This is a genomic window from Oryzihumus sp., from assembly GCF_054325275.1.
The window spans coordinates 1-20,658 of the sequence record NZ_JBTCWL010000004.1 but is presented as its reverse complement, the minus strand read 5'-3'; the positions used below and the strand labels follow the sequence as shown (position 1 = coordinate 20,658).

Here is a 20,658-nt window from a genome sequence, read left to right as displayed (position 1 = left end):
CTGCGCTCCCTTGACGGACTGTCGCATCCCCCTCCCCACCCCGACTTACCATGCGGGTGGTTGTGACCATGAGCGGGCCGATGTTCTGGAACGGCGGGAACCCCGGCTCGGGCAAGTCGACCATTGCGCGGCAGCTCGCCCACGAGCTGGACCTTCCGCTGCACCCGATCGACGCCTACACCTACGACCACCTCGACCGTCTCGGCGACCTGGGCCCTCCGCTCGACGAGGTGCTGGCCCAGGGGCCCGCCGCGGCAGCCGACGAGTTCGAGCGGGTCTCGGCTCTTCGGCTTCCCGTGGTGGTCGACGACGTCCGCGCTGCCCGCGTTGGCGAGGTCCCGACGCTGGTCGAGGGGCCGCAGCTGCATCCGGGTGCGGTGGCGGAGTGGGCGCCGCTCTCGGCGATCTGGCTGGTCACCACTGCGGAACGCACGCGAGCCGCCCGGGAGCAGCGGCTCGTCGATGGGGACGAGGCGGGGCGGAGGCGGGTCGAGGGGTTGGTCCAACGCGACCAGGCGATCGGCGGGCGCCTGGGTGCGGCAGCGGCACGGGAGGGCCTGCCCGTGGTGGACGTGCCCACCGACGTCAGGTGGGACGGCGTCACCGCCGCCGTCCGGGCGGCGGTCGTCACCGCCCTTGCGGGCCATCCACGCTTGCGACCCGGGCCAGAGCTGGCGGCCCGCCGACGGCACGAGAACGAGGTCATGCGCCGCCAGATCTCGGCCCACGAGAGGCAGATCGGCGCAACCCTTCCACCCTTCCCCTACGCCTGCACCTGCGGGCGCAGCGGCTGCGACGACGTCGAGCCGGCCACCTCCGCGGACTATTCACTGGTGCGGCTCCGCGGCTCGTCCTGAGTGGAGGGTTGACCCCCCCGGGTGTGGTCAACCCTTCACCCAGCGCGCAGAGCCGCCCAGAAGGCACGTATGCCGTGCCCCGGACCGGGGGCACGGCATACGTCGCGTGGGGCCGGCTGGGGTCAGCCGGCGTGGGTGTCGTCCTCGCGGACCGCTCCGGCTTCGTGGGACTTGGCCGCGTCGGCCTCGCCGCCGGGGTTCGGGGACTTGCCGCCGGCGCGCACCAGCTCCTCGATCTGCTTGCCGGTGTCGGCGTCGACGTTCTTCCAGTACTCGAACGCCTTCTCCAGCACCGCGCCCGTGACGCCGCCGAGCAGGTGGCCGGCGACCGTCTGGACGAACGCCGCGCGCTGGGCGTCGTCCCAGACCTCGCGCACGAGCGTGCCGGCCTGGCCGAAGTCGTCGTCCTCGGCGTGCAGCTCGTAGGCCGTGCGGACCATCGCGCCGTCGGCGTCCCAGCCGTCCTCGACCGGGCCGGTCAGGTCGGAGAAGGGGCGGCCGGCGGTGTTGGGCGCGTAGACCGGGGCGTCACCGCTGTGGTCGTAGGCCATCGGCCCGTCGAAGGTGTAGCTGTTGGTCTCCACGCGGGGGCGGTTGACCGGCAGCTGCAGGTAGTTCGGGCCGATGCGGTAGCGGTGGGTGTCGCTGTAGGCGAACGTGCGCCCGAGCAGCATCTTGTCGGGGGAGAACCCGATGCCGGGCACGAGCGCGCTGGGCTCGAAGGCGGCCTGCTCGATCTGGGCGAAGAAGTTCTCCGGGTTCCTGTTCAGCGTCATCGTGCCGACCTTGACCAGCGGGTAGTCGCTGTGCGGCCAGACCTTGGTCAGGTCGAACGGGTTGAACCGGTAGGTCCGGGCGTCCTCGTAGGGCATGACCTGGACCGAGAGCGTCCAGCTCGGGAACTCGCCGCGCCCGATGGAGTCGTAGAGGTCGCGACGGTGGTGGTCGGCGTCCTCACCGGCGATGCGGGTGGCCTCCTCGCCGGTCAGGCCCTCCACGCCCTGGTCGGAGTGGAAGTGGTACTTCACCCAGAACTTCTCGCCGGCGGCGTTGACCCACATGTAGGTGTGCGAGCCGTAGCCGTTCATGTGGCGGAACGTCTTCGGGATACCGCGGTCGCCCATGAGGTAGGTGACCTGGTGGGCCGACTCGGGGTTGAGCGTCCAGAAGTCCCACTGCATGTGGTTGTCGCGCAGGCCCGAGCCGCCGCGCCGCTTCTGGCTGCGGATGAAGTGCGGGAACTTCATCGTGTCGCGGATGAAGAACACCGGGGTGTTGTTGCCGACGAGGTCGTAGTTGCCCTCGGAGGTGTAGAACTTCAGCGCGAAGCCGCGCGGGTCGCGCCAGGTGTCGGGGGAGCCCTGCTCGCCGGCCACGGTGGAGAAGCGCGCGAGCATGTCGGTCCTCGCGCCCGGCTGGAACAGCGCGGCCTTGGTCCAGGCCGAGACGTCCTCGGTGGTCTCGAAGACGCCGAACGCGCCGCTGCCCTTGGCGTGGACGTTGCGCTCCGGCACGCGCTCGCGGTTGAAGTGCGCCATCTGCTCGATGAAGTGCGTGTCGTGCAGCAGGATCGGGCCGTTGGACCCGAGGGTGAGGGAGTTGCGGTCGCTGACCGCGGGGGCTCCGGTGCTCGTCGTGGAGCCGGTCGGACCGGTCTGCTGGCTCATGGGGTCTCCTCGCGTTGACGGACGTCTGGCACGGGTCGGGACGGGCGTGCCGGCACGGGGTCAGATGACCCACCCCACCACGCGATCTGGAACAGGTCAAGAAAGGCGGATGGCGTTGGCGTGAAATGGATGGAGGCCCGTCGGTGCGCCATGGGAGCCTGCCGGTATGCCGTTCGCCCCCTACCGTCGCGTCCTCTCTGTCCCTGCGGCGAGGGCCGCGCTGCTGCTCGGGCTGTTCCTGCGCATCCCGATGTTCGCCGGCGGCGTCGTGCTGACCCTGCACATCGTGCAGACCCTGCACCGGGGCTACGCCGAGGCCGGCGTGGTCTCCGCGCTGGCGACGGTCTGCATCGCGATCAGCGGACCCTGGCGCGGGCGGCTGCTCGACCGGATCGGCCTGCGCCGCACGGTGCTGCCCTCGATCATCGTCACCGCCCTCGTGTGGTCGGTCGCGCCGTTCGTCGGCTACCTGCCGCTGCTGCTGCTCGCGATCCCCGCCGGCCTGTTCGTCACGCCGACGTTCTCGATCCTGCGCCAGGCGATCATCACCGCTGTCCCGGACGCGGAGCGCCGCACCGCCCTGTCCCTGGACTCGGTCGGCGTCGAGCTGTCCTTCATGCTCGGCCCCGTCCTGGGCGTCTGGGCGGCGACCACGTGGTCGACCACGTGGGTGCTGTTCACCGCCGAGATGCTCACGGTGGTCGGCGCCATCGCGGTGTGGGTGGTCAACCCCGTCATGCGCCGCGAGGGCCACGACGCCGACGCGGCGCACCTGCCCCGGCGCGAGTGGTTCAGCGGGGCGTTCCTGGCCGTCCTGGCCGCGGCCGCGGCCACCACCCTCGTGCTCTCCGGCTGCGACGTGGCGTTCGTGGCGGCCATGCGCGACTACGGCGCGGTCGGCTCACTCGGCCCGGTGCTCGCCGTCTGGGGACTGGGGTCCGCGCTCGGCGGCCTCGTCTACGGCGCGCTGCACCGCTCGCTGCCGGTGTTCGCCCTGCTCGCCGGCCTCGGCGTCGTCACGGTCCCGCTCGCCCTGGCCTCCGGGCCGGTGTCGCTGGCGCTGCTGTCGTTCGTCGCCGGCCTGTTCTGCGCGCCGACCATCACCGCCACCGTCGACGCGGTCAGCCGCGTGGTCCACGAGCGCGCCCGGGGCGAGGCGATGGGCTGGCACGGGTCGGCGATGACCGCCGGCTCCGCACTGGGCGCGCCGGTGGCCGGCGCGGCGATCGACCTGCAGGGCTACGCCGGCGGCTTCGCCCTCGTCGGGCTGCTCGGTGTGCTGGTGGCCACGTCCGGGTGGGCCACGGTCCGGCTGCGTCGCCGGCGCCGGGCCGCCGTCGACGTCGCCGCAGCGGCCTGACGTCAGCGACCGACAGGCTCAGACGACCGAGCCGGTGAGCTTCTCGCCGGGGCCCTGGCCCGGGGCGTCGGGGAAGACCGAGGCCTCCCGGAACGCCAGCTGCAGCGACTTCAGGCCGTCGCGCAGGGGAGCGGCGTGCTGGCTGCCGATGTCGGGGGCGGCGGCGGTCACCAGGCCGGCGAGGGCGTTGATCAGGCGGCGGGCCTCGTCGAGGTCCTTGAGCTCCTCGGCGTCGGCGCCCTCGGCCAGACCGCACTTCACGGCGGCCGCGCTCATGAGGTGCACGGCCGCGGTGGTGATGATCTCCACCGCCGGCACCTCGGCGATGTCCCGGACGTGGTCGTCGACCGAGGGGGTGGTCAGGGGGTCAGGATTGGGATTCTGCGGGTCCACGCTGGTAGCCTTGCAGATCGACCGGCTGTGACTCGACGGTGCCCCCGGGCAGCGACCAGGTCACAGCGTGCAAGAGAAGCACCAGCTTCCACCCGCATCGACTCACGTCGTCGGGTCCCAGGTCCGCCCGCCACGAGCGGGCCGCCTCAATCGGAGGGGCGGCTCACCCGCGGCGGCCAGCGTACGACGTGTGGCCAGCCACCCGTCATACCAGCGGTCCCTGGTCCGGATGCCCAGGCTCCTCGCGCACACAGGTGGCGAGGAGCCTTCTTCGTCTCCTGCGGGCACAGTGACACTGACTCAAGGAGACAAACATCAGCGAGCCTCGTATCAACGACCGCATCCGTGTCCCGGAAGTGCGGTTGGTTGGCCCCAATGGTGAGCAGGTCGGCATCGTCCGCGTGGAGGATGCCCTGCGTCTGGCTGCGGAGGCCGACCTCGACCTCGTCGAGGTGGCCCCCATGGCCAAGCCTCCGGTGGCCAAGCTCATGGACTTCGGCAAGTTCAAGTACGAAGCAGCCATCAAGGAGCGGGAAGCCCGCAAGAACCAGATCAACACGGTCATCAAGGAGATCAAGCTCCGACCCAAGATCGACCCGCACGACTACGGCACCAAGAAGGGCCACGTCGAGCGGTTCCTCAAGGCCGGCGACAAGGTCAAGGTGACGATCATGTTCCGTGGTCGCGAGCAGTCGCGCCCGGAGCTGGGCTTCCGCCTGCTGCAGCGCCTCGCCCAGGACGTGGTCGAGCTCGGCTTCGTCGAGAGCGCGCCCAAGCAGGACGGCCGCAACATGATCATGGTCCTCGGCCCGACGCGGAAGAAGGCCGAGGCCAAGGCCGAGCAGCGCCGTCGCCGCGAGGAGACCGCGCCCGCCGCCGAGGCCCCCGCCGCCGGGGAGTCCGCGCCGGCACCCGCAGCCGAGACCACCGAGGCTGCCGCTCCGGAGGCCCAGGCCGCCGAGTAGTCGCCCGGGGCGGCTCCCGCCGCCCCGCGACACCCCCGACCACAGCAAGCACGACTGAAGGAGATCGGCTTCCCATGCCGAAGATGAAGAGCCACAGCGGCGCCAAGAAGCGCTTCCGGGTCACCGGCAAGGGCAAGGTCATGCGCGAGCAGGCCGGCGGTCGCCACCTGCTCGAGCACAAGTCCTCGCGCAAGATGCGTTCGATCGCGAACGACGTCGAGCTGTCCAAGCCCGACGCGAAGAAGATCAAGAAGCTCCTCGGCAAGTAACCGAGAGCCACCACCCAGTCGATCCAGCGACCGAGTGTGAAGCTCTCTCGGTTCAGCATTAACCAGCAAGGAGTACTCACGTGGCACGCGTGAAGCGGGCGGTCAACGCCCAGAAGAAGCGTCGGGTCGTCCTCGAGCGGGCCAGCGGCTACCGCGGGCAGCGCTCGCGCCTGTACCGCAAGGCCAAGGAGCAGGTCACCCACTCCCTCGGTTACGCCTACCGTGACCGCCGCGCCAAGAAGGGCGACTTCCGTCGCCTCTGGATCCAGCGGATCAACGCCGCGGCCCGCGCCAACGGCATGACCTACAACCGCTTCATCCAGGGCCTGAAGGCTGCCGAGGTCGAGGTCGACCGTCGCATCCTGGCCGACCTGGCCGTCAACGACGCCGCCGCGTTCGCCGCGCTCGTCGAGATCGCCAAGGCCAACGTCCCGGCCCAGGCCGACGCCAGCGACGCTGCCTGACCTGCTGCGCCAGCAAGTCTCCGCGCGCCGGGTCGATGCCGTGCTGACCAACACCCGTTCCGATCGGGTCAGGTCGGTCAAGGCGTTGACCCGGCGCGCTGTGCGTCACCGCGAGGGCCTGTTCCTCGCCGAGGGTCCGCAGGCCGTCCGTGAGGCGGTCCGCTTCCGCCCCGACGTGGTCCGTGACCTGTATGCCGTGCCCGAGGCGGCCGCGCGCCACGCGGCGATCCTGGAGGAGGCCGACGGGCAGGGCATTCACGTCCACGAGGTCAGCCCCGAGGTGCTGGCCGCCATGTGCGACACCTCCGCCCCGCAGGGCCTGCTGGCGGTCTGCCGGCCGGTCGACGTCCCGCTGGCGGACGTGCTCGGCACCGACCCGCGCCTGGTGGTCGTGCTGACCAACGTCCGCGACCCCGGCAACGCGGGCACCGTCATCCGTGGTGCCGACGCGGCCGGGGCCGACGCCGTCCTGGTCAGCGACGCCAGCGTGGACGTCTACAACCCCAAGGTGGTGCGCTCCACCGTCGGGTCCCTCTTCCACCTGCCCGTCGTGACCGGCGTGCCCGTCCCCCGGCTGCTCTCCAGCCTGCGGGAGGCGGGCGTGCGCCTGCTCGCCGCCGACGGCTCCGGGGCGACGGTGCTCGACGACGCCGACCTCTCCGGCCGGCACGCCTGGGTCATGGGCAACGAGGCGTGGGGCCTCGAGCCCGAGGTCCGCGACGCCTGTGACGAGGTCGTCCGGGTGCCCATCCACGGCCATGCCGAGTCCCTCAACCTGGCCATGGCGGCCACGATCTGTCTCTACGCTTCCGCGAGCGCGCATCGCGGGACGCGCCGAAATGGGTAAGGTCAGCGTCATGGGGACCGAGGCACGTCCATCAGTGGACCAGGCGGTCACGTGGGACGACCGGATCGGGGATGTGCTCCCGGACGGCGTGGTCGTCGCAGACGCCGAGGCCACGGTGGTCTACGTCAACCGCCGGGCCGCGGCCATCCTCGGCCAGGACATCGCCGACATGGTCGGCCAGGACGTCCGCAAGGTGCTGCCGCTGCAGGACTCCGACGCCCGGTCCTGGTGGAGCTGCACCGACCCGTGGAACGGGCTGAACATCCGCACCGGCCACCGCGAACGCCTCCTCATCCTCCAGGGCGGCCACGAGGTCCTCGTGACCGCCCGCTACGTGCGTCCCGGGCGCAACCAGCCGGTCACCGAGGTCGTCCTGTCGCTGCGTGACGCGGAGTCCCGGCGCCGGGCCGAGGCCAGCAACGCCGCCCTCATCTCCACCGTCGCCCACGAGCTGCGCTCGCCCCTGACCTCGGTCAAGGGCTTCTCGTCCACCCTGCTGCACCGCTGGGAGCGCTTCACCGACGACCAGAAGCGGCTGATGCTGCAGACGATCGAGGCCGATGCCGACCGGGTCACCCGGCTGATCACCGAGCTGCTCGACATCTCGCGCATCGACGCCGGCCGGCTGCAGGTGCGCCGCCAGCCGGTCGACGTGACCGCCGTCGTCAAGCGGCACATCGAGCGGTTCGTGGCCAGCGGCCACGACCGGGAGCGGTTCGTCCTCGAGGCCGCGCCGGAGCTGCCCGAGACGTGGGCCGACCCGGACCGCCTGGACCAGATCCTGGCCAACCTGATGGAAAATGCCGTGCGCCACGGCGACGGGACCGTCAGCCTGAGTGTCATGCCGACCACGCAGAACGGCAGCGAGGCCATCGCCGTGACGGTCAGCGACCAGGGCGAGGGCATCGCCCCCGAGAACTACTCCCTCGTCTTCACCCGGTTCTGGCACGGCTCCCGCCGGGGCGGCACCGGCCTGGGCCTCTACGTCGTGCGCGGGCTGGTCGAGGCCCACGGCGGCCAGATCAGCGTCGGCGCCGCCCGCTCCGGTGGCGCCCAGTTCCGATTTACCTTGCCTTCGGGCGCCCCGGAACACCTCGTCTGACCGGCCCACGCGGCCCATAGACTGCCGAGCGGCAGTCGTCCCACCGCTTGTCCACGTCGGCGGCTGCACGCCGCACGCGACCTCATGAAGTGAAAGCGATGTCTGGACCCAACACGCAGTACGACCCCGTCGAGGTGAGCAGCCTGGACCCCTCCGCGATCGACGCCGCGGTACAGGAGGCCCTGGCCGCCATCGCCGCCGCCACCAGCCTGGAGGAGCTCAAGGCCGCCCGCCTGGCCCACCAGGGCGACAAGAGCCCATTGGCGCTGGCCAACCGCGAGATCGGCGCCCTGCCGCCCACCGCCAAGGCCGAGGCCGGCAAGCGGGTCGGCCAGGCCCGCGGCCAGGTCGCCCAGGCCCTGGCCCGGCGACAGGTCGAGCTCGAGGCCGAGCGGGACGCCCGCCTGCTCATCGAGGAGACCGTCGACGTCACCGCCCCGGTGGCCCGTCGCCGCAGCGGCTCCCGCCACCCGCTGGAGCTGACCTCCGAGCGCCTCGCCGACGTCTTCGTCGCCATGGGATGGGAGGTCGCCGAGGGCCCCGAGGTCGAGTCGGAGTGGTTCAACTTCGACGCGCTCAACCTTGGCCCGGACCACCCGGCCCGCCAGATGCAGGACACCTTCTTCGTCGAGCGGCCCGACTCGGGCCTGGTGCTGCGCACGCAGACCTCGCCGGTCCAGGTGCGCACGCTGCTCGAGCGTGAGCTGCCGGTCTACGTCGTCTGCCCCGGCAAGGTGTTCCGCACCGACGAGCTCGACGCCACCCACACCCCGGTGTTCCACCAGCTCGAGGGCCTGGCCGTTGACGAGGGCCTGACCATGGCGCACCTGCGCGGCACGTTGGAGCACTTCGTCCAGGCGATGTTCGGTGAGGACATCGAGACCCGGCTGCGACCGGCATACTTCCCGTTCACCGAGCCCAGCGCCGAGCTGGACTTCCGCTGCTTCGTCTGCGGCGGCAAGGACCCCGAGTGCCGCACCTGCGGCGGCACCGGCTGGATCGAGCTCGGCGGCTGCGGCATGGTCAACCGGGCCGTGCTCGTCGCCTGCGGGGTGGACCCCGACCGCTACAGCGGGTTCGCCTTCGGGATGGGCATCGAGCGGACGCTGATGTTCCGCCACGGCGTCGCCGACATGCACGACATCGTCGAGGGCGATGTGCGGTTCAACCACCAGTTCGGGATGGAGATCTGATGCGGGCGCCCGTTTCGTGGCTGCGCGAGCTCGTCGACGTGGCACCGGAGGCGACCGGCCGTGACATCGCGGCCAGCCTGGTCAAGGTCGGCCTCGAGGAGGAGGGCCTGCACGGCGGGGACATCACCGGCCCGCTCGTGGTCGGCCGCGTCCTGGAGCTGGCCGAGGAGCCGCAGAAGAACGGCAAGGTCATCCGCTGGTGCCAGGTCGACGTCGGCGAGCACGGCCAGCGGCTGACCGAGGGCACACCGCAGGGCATCGTCTGCGGCGCCCACAACTTCGCCGTCGGCGACCTCGTCGTCGTCGTGCTGCCCGGGGCCGTCCTGCCCGGTGACTTCGCCATTGCCGCGCGCAAGACCTACGGCCACGTCAGCAACGGCATGATCTGCTCCGCCGCCGAGCTCGGCCTGGGGGATGACCACGCCGGCATCATCGTGCTGCAGGAGTGGTTCGCCGAGGACCCCGAGCTGCTGGCCTCGCTTCAGCCCGGCGACGACGCCATCGCCCTGCTCGGCCTGGCCGACGAGGTCGTCGAGGTCAACGTCACGCCCGACCGCGGCTACTGCTTCAGCATGCGCGGGATCGCCCGGGAGTACTCCCACGCCACCGGCGGCAGCTTCCGCGACCCGGCCGACATCGCAACCCCGGCCGCGAACGACGGCGGGTATGCCGTGCAGCTCGCCGACGGTGCGCCGCTCGGCGGCCGGGTCGGCTGCGACCGCTACGTCGCCCGGGTGGTCCGCGACATCGACACCACCCGTCCGTCGCCGCGGTGGATGCAGAAGCGGCTCACCCAGATGGGGATGCGCCCGATCTCCCTGGCCGTCGACGTCACCAACTACGTGATGCTGGCGCTCGGCCAGCCGCTGCACGCCTTCGACCTCGACACGCTCAGTGGCAGCATCGTGGTGCGCCGTGCCCGCGAGGGGGAGAAGCTCACGACCCTTGACGACGTCGAGCGCGAGCTGTCCCCGGAGGACCTGCTCATCACCGACGGCGGGGAGACCCCGCTGGCCATCGCCGGCGTCATGGGCGGGGCCACCTCGGAAGTCGGCGCCACGACGAGCACGGTGCTCATCGAGTCCGCGCACTTCGACCCGACGACCGTGGCGCGCTCGTCGCGGCGGCACCGCCTGGTCACCGAGGCGTCCAAGCGCTTCGAGCGTGGCGTGGACCCCGACGTGACCGCGGTCGCCGCCCAGCTCGCGGTGGACCTGCTCGTCCAGCTCGGTGGGGGCACCGCGGACGACGGCGTCACCGACGTCGACGACCGCACCCCGCGCCGCCGGGTCCCGCTGGACGCCGACCTGCCCACGCGCCTGGTCGGGCTGGAGCTGCCCCGCGAGGAGGTCGTCGCCACGCTGCGCGCCATCGGCTGCGATGTGGAGGACATCGGCGACGGGCCGCTGTCGGTGCTGCCGCCGTCGTGGCGCCCCGACCTGCACAACGGACCGGACTTCGTCGAGGAGGTCATCCGGATCCACGGCTACGACCAGGTGCCGGCGGTGCTGCCCCGGCCCAGCGCGGGGCTGGGGCTGAGCCACGGCCAGCGGGCTCGTCGCGTCGTCGCCGACGCCCTGGCCCATCACGGCCTGGACGAGGTGCTGACCTACCCCTTCGTCGGCGCCGGCGTCCACGACGCCATGGGCCTGCCGGCCGACGACCCGCGGCGCACGATGCTGCGGGTGGCCAACCCGCTCTCGGAGGAGGCGCCGTTCCTGCGCACCTCGGTGCTGTCCACCCTGGTCGAGGCGCTGCGCCGCAACGTCTCCCGGGGCCAGCGCGACGTCGCGGTGTTCGAGATGGGGCTCGTCACCCGGCCCGAGGCCGGCACGGTCTCCGCCCCGGTGCCCGGCACCGACGCGCGCCCCGACGAGGAGACCCTCGCGCGGATCGAGGCGGCCGTCCCGGCGCAGCCCCGGCGCGTGGCGTTCGCGCTGGCCGGTGAGGCCGAGCGCGGTGGCTGGTGGGGCCCGGGTCGCCCGGCCGACTGGTCCGACGCGGTGACCGCCGCGCGGGCCGTCGCCGACGCCCTCGGGGTCGAGCTGCACGTCACCGCCGACGACCACGCCCCGTGGCACCCCGGGCGGTGCGCCCGGCTGAGCCTGGCCGACGGCACCCTCGTGGGCCACGCCGGCGAGCTGCACCCCAAGGCGGTCGCGGCCCTGGAGCTGCCCGCGCGCACCTGCGCCGCCGAGCTGGACGTCGACGTGCTCTCCGCCGCGAGCGAGGGCAACGTGCAGGCCACCCCGCTGTCGACCTACCCGGTCGCGCACACCGACGTGGCCCTCACGGTCGAGGACGCCGTCCCCGCCGGCGAGGTCGAGGCGGTCATCCGCGAGGCGGCCGGGGAGCTGCTGGAGTCGGTGTGGCTGTTCGACGTCTACCGCGGCGAGCAGGTGGGGGAGGGGCACCGGTCGCTGGCCTACCGGATGTACTTCCGCGCCCCCGACCGCACGCTGACCACCGAGGAGGTCAACGCGCTGCGGGACCGGGCCATCGCCCGTGCCGCCGAGCGCCTCGGCGCCGTCCAGCGTGGCGCCTGAGTCGAGCCCCCACACCCGGGGTGCGGACCCGCCGTGTGCACCCCGGGCGGGCGACCCGGGACTGCATAGAACTGCGCCGGGGTGTATAGTCATGCGGCATGGTGACGGCAGCGGTGGCAGGCGCGAGCGGCTATGCCGGTGGCGAGATCGTCAGGCTTCTCCTGGCGCATCCCGCGATCGAGGTCGGCGCGCTCACCGCTGCGTCCAACGCCGGATCCCGGCTCGGTGAGGTCCACCCGCACCTGACGCCCCTGGCCGACCGGGTGCTCGTCGAGACCTCGGCACAGACCCTTGCCGGCCACGACGTGGTCTTCCTGGCCCTCCCGCACGGTGCCTCCGCCGCCCTGGCCGCGCAGCTGCCCGACGACGTGGTGGTCATCGACTGCGGCGCCGACTTCCGGCTGGCCGACGCGCAGGCATGGGGGCACTTCTACGGCAGCGAGCACGCCGGCACCTGGCCCTACGGCCTGCCCGAGCTGGCCGACCGTGACGGGGCTCGGCACCGGGAGGCGCTGGCTGGCGCGCGGCGGGTCGCCGTCCCCGGCTGCTACCCGACCGCGTGCAGCCTCGCCCTGGCCCCCGGCTTCGTGGCCGGGCTGCTCGAGCCGGAGGACGTCGTCATCGTGGCCGCCAGCGGCACCTCCGGGGCGGGCAAGGGGCTCAAGGCGCACCTGCTCGGCGCCGAGGTCATGGGCTCCATGTCGCCCTACGGCGTCGGCGGCGTCCACCGGCACACCCCGGAGGTCGAGCAGAACCTCTCCCGGGCCGCCGGGGCCGCGGTCACCGTCTCGTTCACCCCCACCCTGGCCCCCATGCCGCGGGGCATCCTCGCCACCGCGACCGCCAAGGCGGCCCCCGGGGCCACCGCGGCGTCCGTGCGCGAGGCGTGGCACACGGCCTACACGGACGAGCCGTTCGTGCACCTCCTGCCCGAAGGGCAGTGGCCGCGGACCGCGGACGTGCTCGGCAGCAACTGCGTGCACGTGCAGGTCGCCCTCGACGAGCGGGCCGGGCGCGTCGTCGCCGTCGCCGCCGTCGACAACCTGACCAAGGGCACCGCCGGCGCCGCCGTGCAGTGCGCCAACCTCGCCCTCGGCCTGCCGGAGACCACCGGCCTTCCCCTCACCGGAGTCGCCCCGTGAGCATCACCGTCCCCCAGGGCTTCCGCGCCAGCGGCGTCGTCGCGGGGCTCAAGGCCAGCGGGCGGCCCGACGTGGCCGTCGTCGTCAACGACGGGCCGCGCCACGACGCCGCCGCCGTGTTCACGAGCAACCGGGTGGTCGCCGCCCCGGTGACGTGGAGCCGGCAGGTGCTCGGCGACGGGCGGGTCGACGCCGTGGTGCTCAACTCCGGTGGGGCCAACGCCTGCACGGGGCCGCAGGGCTTCGCCGACACCCACGCCAGCGCCGAGCACCTCGCCGCCGCCCTCGGCGTCTCCGCCGGCGACATCGCGGTGTGCTCCACCGGCCTGATCGGCGAGCTGCTGCCGATGGACAGGCTCATCGCGGGCATCGACGCCGGCGTGGCCGCGCTGGCCGGCAACGGGGGCGATGCGGCCGCCACCGCGATCATGACCACCGACACGGTGAGCAAGCAGGCCGTGGCCGCCGGCGACGGGTGGCTGGTCGGCGGCATGGCCAAGGGCGCGGGGATGCTCGCCCCGGCGCTGGCCACCATGCTCGTCGTGGTGACCACCGACGCGGTGGCCGACCCCGCCACCCTCGACGCCGCGCTGCGGGACGCGACCGCGCAGACGTTCGACCGGGTCGACTCCGACGGGTGCATGTCCACCAACGACACGGTGCTGCTGCTGGCCTCCGGCGCCTCCGGCGTCACCCCGACGGTGGACGAGCTCACCGACGCGGTCACCGCCGTGTGCGCCGACCTGGCCCGCCAGCTGGTCGCCGACGCCGAGGGGGCCAGGCACGACATCGCCGTCGAGGTGCGCTCGGCCGCCAGCCTCGCGGATGCCCTCGAGGTGGCCCGCGCGGTGGCCCGCAACAACCTGTTCAAGTGCGCGGTCTTCGGCGGCGACCCCAACTGGGGCCGGGTCCTGGCCGCCGTCGGCACCACCGCGGCCGCGTTCGAGCCCGACCAGCTCGACGTGTCGATCAACGGGGTCCGGGTCTGCCGCGCCGGCGGAGTGGGGCAGGACCGCTCGCTGGTCGACCTGTCCGACCGTGAGGTGCACGTGGTCGTCGACCTGCACGCCGGCGCGGACACCGCCACGGTCTGGACCAACGACCTCACCCACGACTACGTCCACGAGAACTCGGCCTACAGCACATGAGCACCACCACCCTGCGCGGCACCATCGACACCGACGCCCTGTCCCGGGCCGCCGGCAAGGCCCAGACCCTGGTCGAGGCCCTGCCCTGGCTCGAGCAGTTCCGCGGCGCGCTCGTCGTGATCAAGTACGGCGGCAACGCCATGCTCGACGAGGAGCTCAAGGCCGCCTTCGCCCAGGACATCGTCTTCCTGCGGTATGCCGGGCTGCGCCCCGTCGTCGTGCACGGCGGCGGCCCGCAGATCGCCAGCATGCTCGGCCGGCTCGGGCTGCCCAGCGAGTTCCGCGGCGGCCTGAGGGTCACCACCCCGGAGGTCATGGACGTGGTGCGCATGGTCCTCACCGGTCAGGTGGGCCGCGAGCTCGTCGGCCTGATCAACCGGCACGGCCCGCTCGCCGTCGGCCTCTCCGGCGAGGACGGTGCGCTGTTCGGGGCCCGCCGCCGGCCGGCCACCGTCAACGGCGAGTCTGTCGACGTCGGCCTGGTCGGCGACGTCGAGACGGTCAACCCCACCGCCGTCACCGACCTGCTCGAGGCCGGCCGCATCCCCGTCGTCTCCACCATCGCCCCCGACCTCGACGAGGACGGGCAGGTGCTCAACGTCAACGCCGACACCGCCGCGGCGGCGCTCGCGGTGGCGCTGCGCGCCCACAAGCTCGTTGTGCTCACCGACGTCGAGGGCATCTACGCCAGCTGGCCCGACCGCGACTCGCTGCTGTCGAGCCTGGCGGTCAGCGACGCCGACGAGCTGCTCGGCAGGGTCGACGCGGGCATGGTGCCCAAGCTCGAGGCCTGCATCCGGGCCGTGCGCCAGGGCGTGCCGCAGGCCCACGTCATCGACGGCCGGCAGCCGCACTCGCTGCTGCTGGAGGTCTTCACCAGCGAGGGAATCGGGACCATGGTCGTCCCGGATGGAGCGGACTCATGAGCGGCACCACGGTCAAGGACTGGCTCGAGCGCTACGACCACGCGCTGCTCGGCGTCTTCGGGCAGCCGCGCACCGTGCTGGCCCGGGGTGAGGGCGCCGTCGTCGAGGACGTCGAGGGCACCCGCTACCTCGACCTGCTCGGCGGCATCGCCGTCAACACCCTGGGCCACGGCCACCCGGCCCTCGTGCGCGCCGTCGCGGAGCAGGCCGCCTCGCTGGTCCACGTCTCCAACTTCTTCACCACCCCGGGCCAGGTGCAGCTCGCCGAGCGCCTGCTCGCCCTTGCCGGGGCGCCCGACGGCTCGGCGGTCTTCTTCGCCAACTCGGGCACCGAGGCGCTCGAGGCGGCGGTCAAGCTGAGCCGGCGCACCGGCCGGACCCGGATCATCGCGGCGGAGGGCGCCTTCCACGGCCGGACGACCGGGGCGCTGGCGCTGACCCACAAGCCGGCCTACCGCGAGCCGTTCGAGCCGCTCATCCCCGAGGTCGTCCACGTCCCCTGGAACGACCAGGACGCGCTGCGCGCGGCCGTCACGGCCGACGTCGCCGCGGTGGTCCTCGAGCCCATCCAGGGTGAGGCGGGCGTGCGGCCCGCCGACCCGGCATACCTGCAGCTGGCCCGCGAGCTGACCACCGCCCACGGCGCGCTGCTCGTCCTGGACGAGGTCCAGACGGGGGTCGCGCGCACCGGCAGCTGGTTCGCCTTCCAGCAGGCCGGCGTCACCCCCGACGCCATGACCCTGGCCAAGGGCCTGGGGGGCGGGGTGCCGATCGGCGCCCTGGTCACGTTCGGACCCGAGGTCACCGGGCTGCTCGCCCCCGGGCAGCACGGCACGACCTTCGGCGGCAACCCACTTGCCGTGGCCGCCGGGCTCGCCGTCCTCGACACCATCGAGGCGGAGGGCCTGGTCGAGCACGCCCGTGCCGCCGGTGACCACCTCGCTGCGGCCGTCCTCGCCCTCGGGCACCCGCTCGTGGCCGAGGTCCGCGGCTCCGGCCTGCTGCGGGCAATCCAGCTCACCGCCGACGTCGCCCCCCAGGTCGCCGACCGGGCACTCGCCGCCGGCTTCATCGTCAACCCGGTCACGCCCTGCGTGCTGCGCCTGGCGCCGCCGCTGGTCGTCACCACCGACCAGCTCGACACCTTCGTGGCCGCCCTGCCCGCCCTCCTCGACGGACTGGAGACCTCCTGATGCCCCGCCACTTCCTGCGCGACGACGACCTGACCGCGCCCGAGCAGGCCGGCGTGATCGACCGGGCCATCGCCCTCAAGGCACGCCCCTTCAGCGAGCCCGTCCTGGCCGGCCCCCGCGCCGTCGCGGTCATCTTCGACAAGCCCTCGACCCGTACCCGGGTGTCGTTCTCGGTGGGCGTGGCCCAGCTCGGCGGCTACCCGCTGGTCATCGACGCTGCCTCCAGCCAGCTCGGCCGGGGCGAGCCGATCGAGGACACCACGCGGGTGCTCGAGCGCCAGGCCGCCGCGATCGTGTGGCGTACCTTCGGCCAGGAGCGGATCGAGGCGATGGCCTCGGCGAGCACCGTGCCGGTCGTCAACGCCCTCACCGACGAGTTCCACCCCTGCCAGATCCTGGCCGACCTCATGACGGTCAAGGAGCACAAGGGTCGCCTCGCCGGCCTGACCCTGGCCTACGTCGGGGACGCGGCCAACAACATGGCCCACTCCTACCTGCTCGGCGGGACGCTCGCCGGCATGCACGTGCGCGTCGCCGGCCCGGCCTCGCACCAGCCCGACGCGTCCGTGGTCGAGCGGGCGAAGCAGATCGCCGCGGAGCAGGGTGGGTCGGTCATCGTCACCACCGACGCGGCCGAGGCCTTCGCCGGCGCCGACGTCCTCGCCACCGACACCTGGGTGTCCATGGGGCAGGAGGCCGAGAAGGCGGCGCGAGCCGGTGCGGACAACCCGTTCGCGCCGTTCAGCCTGGACGACGCCGCGCTCGCCCAGGCGGCCCCCGACGCGATCGTGCTGCACTGCCTGCCCGCCTACCGGGGCCTGGAGATCAGCGCCTCGGTCATCGACGGCCCGCAGTCGGTCGTCTGGGACGAGGCCGAGAACCGGCTGCACGCGCAGAAGGCGCTGCTGTGCTTCCTGCTCGAGGCCTCGACCCCGGCGCGGGAGCTGACGGCATGATCGCCCACACCCGCGCCGCACGGCACCAGCGGATCGTGGAGATCCTGGGCCGGCACAACATCCGCTCCCAGGGCGAGCTGCTGACCCACCTCGCCCAGGACGGCCTCGAGGTCACCCAGGCGACGCTGTCGCGCGACCTGGTCGAGCTCGGCGCCGTGAAGGTCCGCCAGGGCCGGACCCTGGTGTATGCCGTGCCGGGGGAGGGCGGCGACCGCACCCCCCGCGCGGCGGAGGCCACCGACGCCGTCAACGCGCGGCTCAAGCGGCTCTGCGAGGAGCTGCTCGTCACCGCCGAGGCCTCGGCCAACCTCATCGTGGTGCGCACCCCGCCGGGGGCGGCGCAGTACCTCGCCTCGGCCATCGACCACGCCGACGAGGCGGCCATCATCGGCACCATCGCCGGTGACGACACGATCCTGGTCATCACCGCCGGCCCCGAGGACGGCCCGGCCGTGGCAGGGCGCCTGTTGTCCCTGGCCGGCACGCGGGAGGATTGAGCGTTGCTGCGCCTCGCCTGACCGCCACCGGGCCCCGGACCGGGGCCACCCGACATACCTGTTGCACGACAAGACATCTGAGCACTGAGGAGCACCCCGTGACCGACCGCGTTGTCCTTGCCTACTCCGGAGGCCTCGACACCTCCGTCGCCATCGGCTGGATCGCCGACGCCACCCAGGCCGAGGTCGTGGCCGTGGCCGTCGACGTAGGCCAGGGCGGGGAGGACCTCGAGGTCATCCGCCAGCGCGCCCTGGACTGCGGCGCCGTGGAGGCCTACGTGGCCGACGCCCGCGACGAGTTCGCCGACGAGTACTGCCTGCCCGCGCTGCAGGCCAACGCCCTCTACATGGACCGCTACCCGCTGGTGTCGGCGCTGTCCCGCCCGGTGATCGTCAAGCACCTGGTCGCCGCCGCGAAGCAGCACGGCGCCACCACGGTCGCCCACGGCTGCACCGGCAAGGGCAACGACCAGGTCCGCTTCGAGGTGGGCATCTCCGGCCTCGCCCCCGGCCTGAAGTGCATCGCCCCGGTGCGTGACCTCGCCCTGACCCGTGACAAGGCGATCGACTACGCCGAGAAGCACAACCTGCCGATCGAGACGACCAAGAAGAACCCGTACTCCATCGACCAGAACGTGTTCGGTCGCGCGGTGGAGACCGGCTTCCTCGAGGACATCTGGAACGCCCCGATCGAGGACCTGTACTCCTACACCAAGGACCCCTCGCGCCAGCACGACAAGGACGAGGTGGTCATCACCTTCGAGGCCGGCGTGCCGGTCGCCATCGACGGCGAGAAGGTCACCGTCCTGCAGGCCATCCAGAAGCTCAACGAGCGCGCGGGCAACGCCGGCATCGGCCGTCTCGACATGGTCGAGGACCGCCTCGTCGGCATCAAGAGCCGCGAGGTCTACGAGGCGCCGGGCGCCATCGCGCTGATCACGGCGCACCAGGAGCTGGAGAACGTCACGCTCGAGCGCGAGCTCGGCCGCTACAAGCGCGGCGTCGAGCAGAAGTGGGGCGAGCTGACCTACGACGGCCTGTGGTTCAGCCCGCTCAAGCGCTCGCTGGACGCGTTCATCGCCTCCACCCAGGAGCACGTCAACGGCGACATCAGGATGACGCTGCACGGCGGCCGCGCGGTCGTCACCGGCCGTCGCTCGGACACCAGCCTGTACGACTACAACCTGGCCACCTACGACGAGGGTGACACCTTCGACCAGTCGCTGGCCAAGGGCTTCATCGAGATCCACGGGCTGTCGAGCAAGATCGCCTCGGGTCGCGACCAGCGCCTCGGCCATGCCTGAGCCGGTGCCCGCGACGCCGTCGACCGGCGACCGGCTCAGCCTGTGGGGCGGCCGGTTCGCCGGCGGCCCGGCCGATGCCCTGGCCGCCCTGTCGAAGTCGACCCACTTCGACTGGCGCCTGGCGCCCTACGACATCGCCGGCTCCCGGGCCCACGCCCGGGTGCTGGCCAAGGCCGGGCTGCTCGACGAGCCGACGCTCGCCGCGATGCTCGAGGCCCTGGACCGGCTCGAGGCCGACGTGCGCTCGGGGGAGTTCACCCCGGCCGAGGCCGACGAGGACGTGCACACGGCGCTGGAGCGCGGCCTGATCGAGCGCGCCGGGGCCGACGTCGGCGGGCGGCTGCGCGCCGGCCGGTCCCGCAACGACCAGGTCGCCACGCTGTTCCGGATGTACCTGCGTGACCACGCGCGGACCTGCGCCAACCTCGTGCTCGACGTGGTCGACGCCCTCGTCGCCCAGTCCGCCGAGCACCTCGGCGTGGCCATGCCCGGGCGCACCCACCTGCAGCACGCCCAGCCGGTGCTGCTGGCCCACCACCTGCTGGCCCACGCCTGGGCGCTGCTGCGCGACGTCGACCGCTGGCAGGACTGGGATCGCCGGACGGCGCTGTCGCCGTACGGCTCGGGGGCGCTCGCCGGCAGCTCGCTCGGCCTCGACCCCGACGCGGTGGCGGCCGACCTCGGCTTCACCGCGGCGGTGGAGAACTCCATCGACGGCACGGCGAGCCGGGACTTCGTCGCCGAGTTCGCGTTCGTCTCGGCCATGGCCGCGGTCGACATCTCCCGGCTGGCCGAGGAGGTCGTGCTGTGGGCGACGAAGGAGTTCTCCTTCATCACCCTCGACGACGCCTACTCCACCGGGTCGAGCATCATGCCGCAGAAGAAGAACCCGGACGTGGCTGAGCTGGCCCGCGGCAAGGCCGGCCGGCTGGTCGGCGACCTCGCCGGGCTGCTCACCACGCTGAAGTCGCTGCCGCTGGCCTACAACCGGGACCTGCAGGAGGACAAGGAGCCCGTGTTCGACGCGGTCGACACCCTCGAGGTCCTGCTGCCGGCGTTCGCCGGGATGGTCGCCACGATGCGCTTCAACACGGAGCGGCTGGAGTCCCTTGCGCCGCAGGGGTTCTCCCTGGCCACCGACATCGCCGAGTGGCTGGTCCGCCAGGGCGTGCCGTTCCGCGTGGCCCACGAGGTCGCGGGAGAGTGCGTGCGGGCGTGCGAGCTGCGCGGGATCGAGCTGTGGGACCTCTCCGACGCCGACCTGCAGGCGATCTCGCCGCACCTGACCGCGGACGTGCGCAGCGTCCTGTCGGTCGAGGGCTCGCTGGCCTCCCGCGACGCCAAGGGCGGCACCGCCCCGGCCCGCGTGGCCGAGCAGCTCGAGCTCGTCCGCTCCCGCGTCGCGCAGGCTCGGGCAGCCCTTGTGGCCGCCACCGCCTGACCGCCGACCCGACCCTCCGGGCGCACCAAACGGCCCGAATCCGCCTCCCGCGAGGCGTGGTTCGGGCCGTCTGGTGCGTCCGGTCAGCGTGGTGAGGGCGCTCCTGACTGCAGGTGGTCCCTGAGTGCTGCCCAGGTGGCGGCCTCCTGCCGGCGGCCGACCCAGCCGAGCACCGGCCCCGCCAGCCGCAGCGCGCCGTGCGGGCGCAGCTCCCAGGACCAGCGCATCCGCGTCCCGCCGTCGACCGCGGCGAACGTCATCGCCCCGCGGGTTCTATGCCGGTTGGTGGCGTTCGTCCGCGACGTAGCCGACCACCTCGTCCACCGGACGCCTGATGACCGTCCTCCCTCGACCCTGGCCATGCCCACCCCTCCCGTTTCACCGGCCC

At 72.8% G+C, this 20,658-nt stretch carries 20 protein-coding genes; 17 read left to right on the top strand and 3 right to left on the bottom strand.

The window, feature by feature from the left end; translation table 11 throughout:
- Positions 1-68: 68 nt before the first annotated feature.
- Positions 69-857: a hypothetical protein gene (locus tag ACXVGS_RS01480; protein WP_458536557.1), complete on the top strand. Its 789-nt coding sequence runs from the start codon at positions 69-71 to the stop codon at positions 855-857.
- A 122-nt stretch (positions 858-979) separates the two neighbouring features.
- On the opposite strand, the gene ACXVGS_RS01475 is transcribed toward ACXVGS_RS01480, so the two are convergent.
- On the bottom strand, positions 980-2,524 hold the full coding sequence (locus ACXVGS_RS01475; RefSeq protein ID WP_458536556.1) for a catalase: 1,545 nt from the start codon (positions 2,522-2,524) through the stop codon (positions 980-982).
- A 166-nt stretch (positions 2,525-2,690) separates the two neighbouring features.
- Here ACXVGS_RS01475 and ACXVGS_RS01470 point away from each other — a divergent pair, with 166 nt between their 5' ends.
- Positions 2,691-3,884: an MFS transporter gene (locus ACXVGS_RS01470; protein WP_458530085.1), complete on the top strand. Its 1,194-nt coding sequence runs from the start codon at positions 2,691-2,693 to the stop codon at positions 3,882-3,884.
- Positions 3,885-3,902: 18 nt separating this feature from the next.
- On the opposite strand, the gene ACXVGS_RS01465 is transcribed toward ACXVGS_RS01470, so the two are convergent.
- The gene (locus tag ACXVGS_RS01465) at positions 3,903-4,277 is read right to left on the bottom strand and encodes a DUF1844 domain-containing protein (protein ID WP_458530086.1); all 375 of its coding nucleotides are present in this window, start codon (positions 4,275-4,277) and stop codon (positions 3,903-3,905) included.
- A gap of 314 nt (positions 4,278-4,591) precedes the next feature.
- On the opposite strand from ACXVGS_RS01465, the gene infC reads away from it, so the two are divergent.
- The 15 genes from infC to argH all read left to right on the top strand — a co-directional run bounded on the left by infC (position 4,592) and on the right by argH (position 20,270).
- Positions 4,592-5,242, top strand: a complete 651-nt coding sequence (gene infC / locus ACXVGS_RS01460) for a translation initiation factor IF-3 (RefSeq protein ID WP_458530103.1) — start codon at positions 4,592-4,594, stop codon at positions 5,240-5,242.
- A 74-nt stretch (positions 5,243-5,316) separates the two neighbouring features.
- Positions 5,317-5,511 (top strand): 50S ribosomal protein L35, encoded by a 195-nt coding sequence (rpmI, locus tag ACXVGS_RS01455; protein WP_141788678.1) that lies wholly within the window; start codon positions 5,317-5,319, stop codon positions 5,509-5,511.
- 80 nt (positions 5,512-5,591) lie between these two features.
- Positions 5,592-5,975: a 50S ribosomal protein L20 gene (gene rplT, locus ACXVGS_RS01450; RefSeq protein WP_141788677.1), complete on the top strand. Its 384-nt coding sequence runs from the start codon at positions 5,592-5,594 to the stop codon at positions 5,973-5,975.
- A gap of 40 nt (positions 5,976-6,015) precedes the next feature.
- Complete coding sequence (locus tag ACXVGS_RS01445; protein ID WP_458533140.1) at positions 6,016-6,822, top strand: TrmH family RNA methyltransferase; 807 nt, start codon at positions 6,016-6,018, stop codon at positions 6,820-6,822.
- 10 nt (positions 6,823-6,832) lie between these two features.
- Positions 6,833-7,924 (top strand): ATP-binding protein, encoded by a 1,092-nt coding sequence (locus ACXVGS_RS01440; protein WP_458530088.1) that lies wholly within the window; start codon positions 6,833-6,835, stop codon positions 7,922-7,924.
- A 98-nt stretch (positions 7,925-8,022) separates the two neighbouring features.
- The gene (pheS, locus tag ACXVGS_RS01435; RefSeq protein ID WP_458530089.1) at positions 8,023-9,117 is read left to right on the top strand and encodes a phenylalanine--tRNA ligase subunit alpha; all 1,095 of its coding nucleotides are present in this window, start codon (positions 8,023-8,025) and stop codon (positions 9,115-9,117) included.
- Positions 9,117-11,663: a phenylalanine--tRNA ligase subunit beta gene (gene pheT / locus ACXVGS_RS01430; RefSeq protein WP_458536555.1), complete on the top strand. Its 2,547-nt coding sequence runs from the start codon at positions 9,117-9,119 to the stop codon at positions 11,661-11,663. Before pheS ends, pheT begins: the two co-directional genes overlap by 1 nt.
- A 98-nt stretch (positions 11,664-11,761) precedes the next feature.
- Positions 11,762-12,805: an N-acetyl-gamma-glutamyl-phosphate reductase gene (argC, locus tag ACXVGS_RS01425; RefSeq protein ID WP_458533142.1), complete on the top strand. Its 1,044-nt coding sequence runs from the start codon at positions 11,762-11,764 to the stop codon at positions 12,803-12,805.
- A complete protein-coding gene (gene argJ, locus ACXVGS_RS01420) occupies positions 12,802-13,953 on the top strand; it encodes a bifunctional glutamate N-acetyltransferase/amino-acid acetyltransferase ArgJ (protein ID WP_458536554.1) in 1,152 nt (383 codons plus the stop codon). Before argC ends, argJ begins: the two co-directional genes overlap by 4 nt.
- Positions 13,950-14,879 (top strand): acetylglutamate kinase, encoded by a 930-nt coding sequence (gene argB / locus ACXVGS_RS01415; RefSeq protein ID WP_458530093.1) that lies wholly within the window; start codon positions 13,950-13,952, stop codon positions 14,877-14,879. Before argJ ends, argB begins: the two co-directional genes overlap by 4 nt.
- The gene (locus ACXVGS_RS01410; protein ID WP_458530094.1) at positions 14,876-16,072 is read left to right on the top strand and encodes an acetylornithine transaminase; all 1,197 of its coding nucleotides are present in this window, start codon (positions 14,876-14,878) and stop codon (positions 16,070-16,072) included. Before argB ends, ACXVGS_RS01410 begins: the two co-directional genes overlap by 4 nt.
- The gene (gene argF, locus ACXVGS_RS01405) at positions 16,072-17,028 is read left to right on the top strand and encodes an ornithine carbamoyltransferase (RefSeq protein ID WP_458530095.1); all 957 of its coding nucleotides are present in this window, start codon (positions 16,072-16,074) and stop codon (positions 17,026-17,028) included. The genes ACXVGS_RS01410 and argF overlap by 1 nt, the downstream gene beginning before the upstream one ends.
- Positions 17,025-17,525, top strand: a complete 501-nt coding sequence (locus ACXVGS_RS01400) for an arginine repressor (RefSeq protein ID WP_458531326.1) — start codon at positions 17,025-17,027, stop codon at positions 17,523-17,525. Before argF ends, ACXVGS_RS01400 begins: the two co-directional genes overlap by 4 nt.
- 98 nt (positions 17,526-17,623) lie before the next feature.
- Positions 17,624-18,829 carry an argininosuccinate synthase gene (locus ACXVGS_RS01395; protein WP_458530096.1) on the top strand — a complete coding sequence of 402 codons (1,206 nt, stop codon included), beginning with the start codon at positions 17,624-17,626 and terminating at the stop codon, positions 18,827-18,829.
- Complete coding sequence (argH, locus tag ACXVGS_RS01390; RefSeq protein WP_458536553.1) at positions 18,822-20,270, top strand: argininosuccinate lyase; 1,449 nt, start codon at positions 18,822-18,824, stop codon at positions 20,268-20,270. The genes ACXVGS_RS01395 and argH overlap by 8 nt, the downstream gene beginning before the upstream one ends.
- A gap of 83 nt (positions 20,271-20,353) precedes the next feature.
- Here the strand turns inward: argH and ACXVGS_RS01385 are convergent, their stop codons facing one another.
- A complete protein-coding gene (locus tag ACXVGS_RS01385) occupies positions 20,354-20,530 on the bottom strand; it encodes a hypothetical protein (protein WP_458536552.1) in 177 nt (58 codons plus the stop codon).
- Positions 20,531-20,658: the final 128 nt, after the last annotated feature.

Coding starts and splice junctions, on each gene's coding strand:
- ACXVGS_RS01385 (WP_458536552.1), bottom strand. CDS start 20,530: ATGACGTTCGCCGCGGTCGACGGCGGGACGCGGATGCGCTGGTCCTGG.
- ACXVGS_RS01400 (WP_458531326.1), top strand. CDS start 17,025: ATGATCGCCCACACCCGCGCCGCACGGCACCAGCGGATCGTGGAGATC.
- ACXVGS_RS01480 (WP_458536557.1), top strand. CDS start 69: ATGAGCGGGCCGATGTTCTGGAACGGCGGGAACCCCGGCTCGGGCAAG.
- ACXVGS_RS01440 (WP_458530088.1), top strand. CDS start 6,833: ATGGGGACCGAGGCACGTCCATCAGTGGACCAGGCGGTCACGTGGGAC.
- argC (WP_458533142.1), top strand. CDS start 11,762: ATGGTGACGGCAGCGGTGGCAGGCGCGAGCGGCTATGCCGGTGGCGAG.
- argH (WP_458536553.1), top strand. CDS start 18,822: ATGCCTGAGCCGGTGCCCGCGACGCCGTCGACCGGCGACCGGCTCAGC.
- ACXVGS_RS01475 (WP_458536556.1), bottom strand. CDS start 2,524: ATGAGCCAGCAGACCGGTCCGACCGGCTCCACGACGAGCACCGGAGCC.
- ACXVGS_RS01470 (WP_458530085.1), top strand. CDS start 2,691: ATGCCGTTCGCCCCCTACCGTCGCGTCCTCTCTGTCCCTGCGGCGAGG.
- rpmI (WP_141788678.1), top strand. CDS start 5,317: ATGCCGAAGATGAAGAGCCACAGCGGCGCCAAGAAGCGCTTCCGGGTC.
- argF (WP_458530095.1), top strand. CDS start 16,072: ATGCCCCGCCACTTCCTGCGCGACGACGACCTGACCGCGCCCGAGCAG.
- pheS (WP_458530089.1), top strand. CDS start 8,023: ATGTCTGGACCCAACACGCAGTACGACCCCGTCGAGGTGAGCAGCCTG.
- argB (WP_458530093.1), top strand. CDS start 13,950: ATGAGCACCACCACCCTGCGCGGCACCATCGACACCGACGCCCTGTCC.
- pheT (WP_458536555.1), top strand. CDS start 9,117: ATGCGGGCGCCCGTTTCGTGGCTGCGCGAGCTCGTCGACGTGGCACCG.
- ACXVGS_RS01410 (WP_458530094.1), top strand. CDS start 14,876: ATGAGCGGCACCACGGTCAAGGACTGGCTCGAGCGCTACGACCACGCG.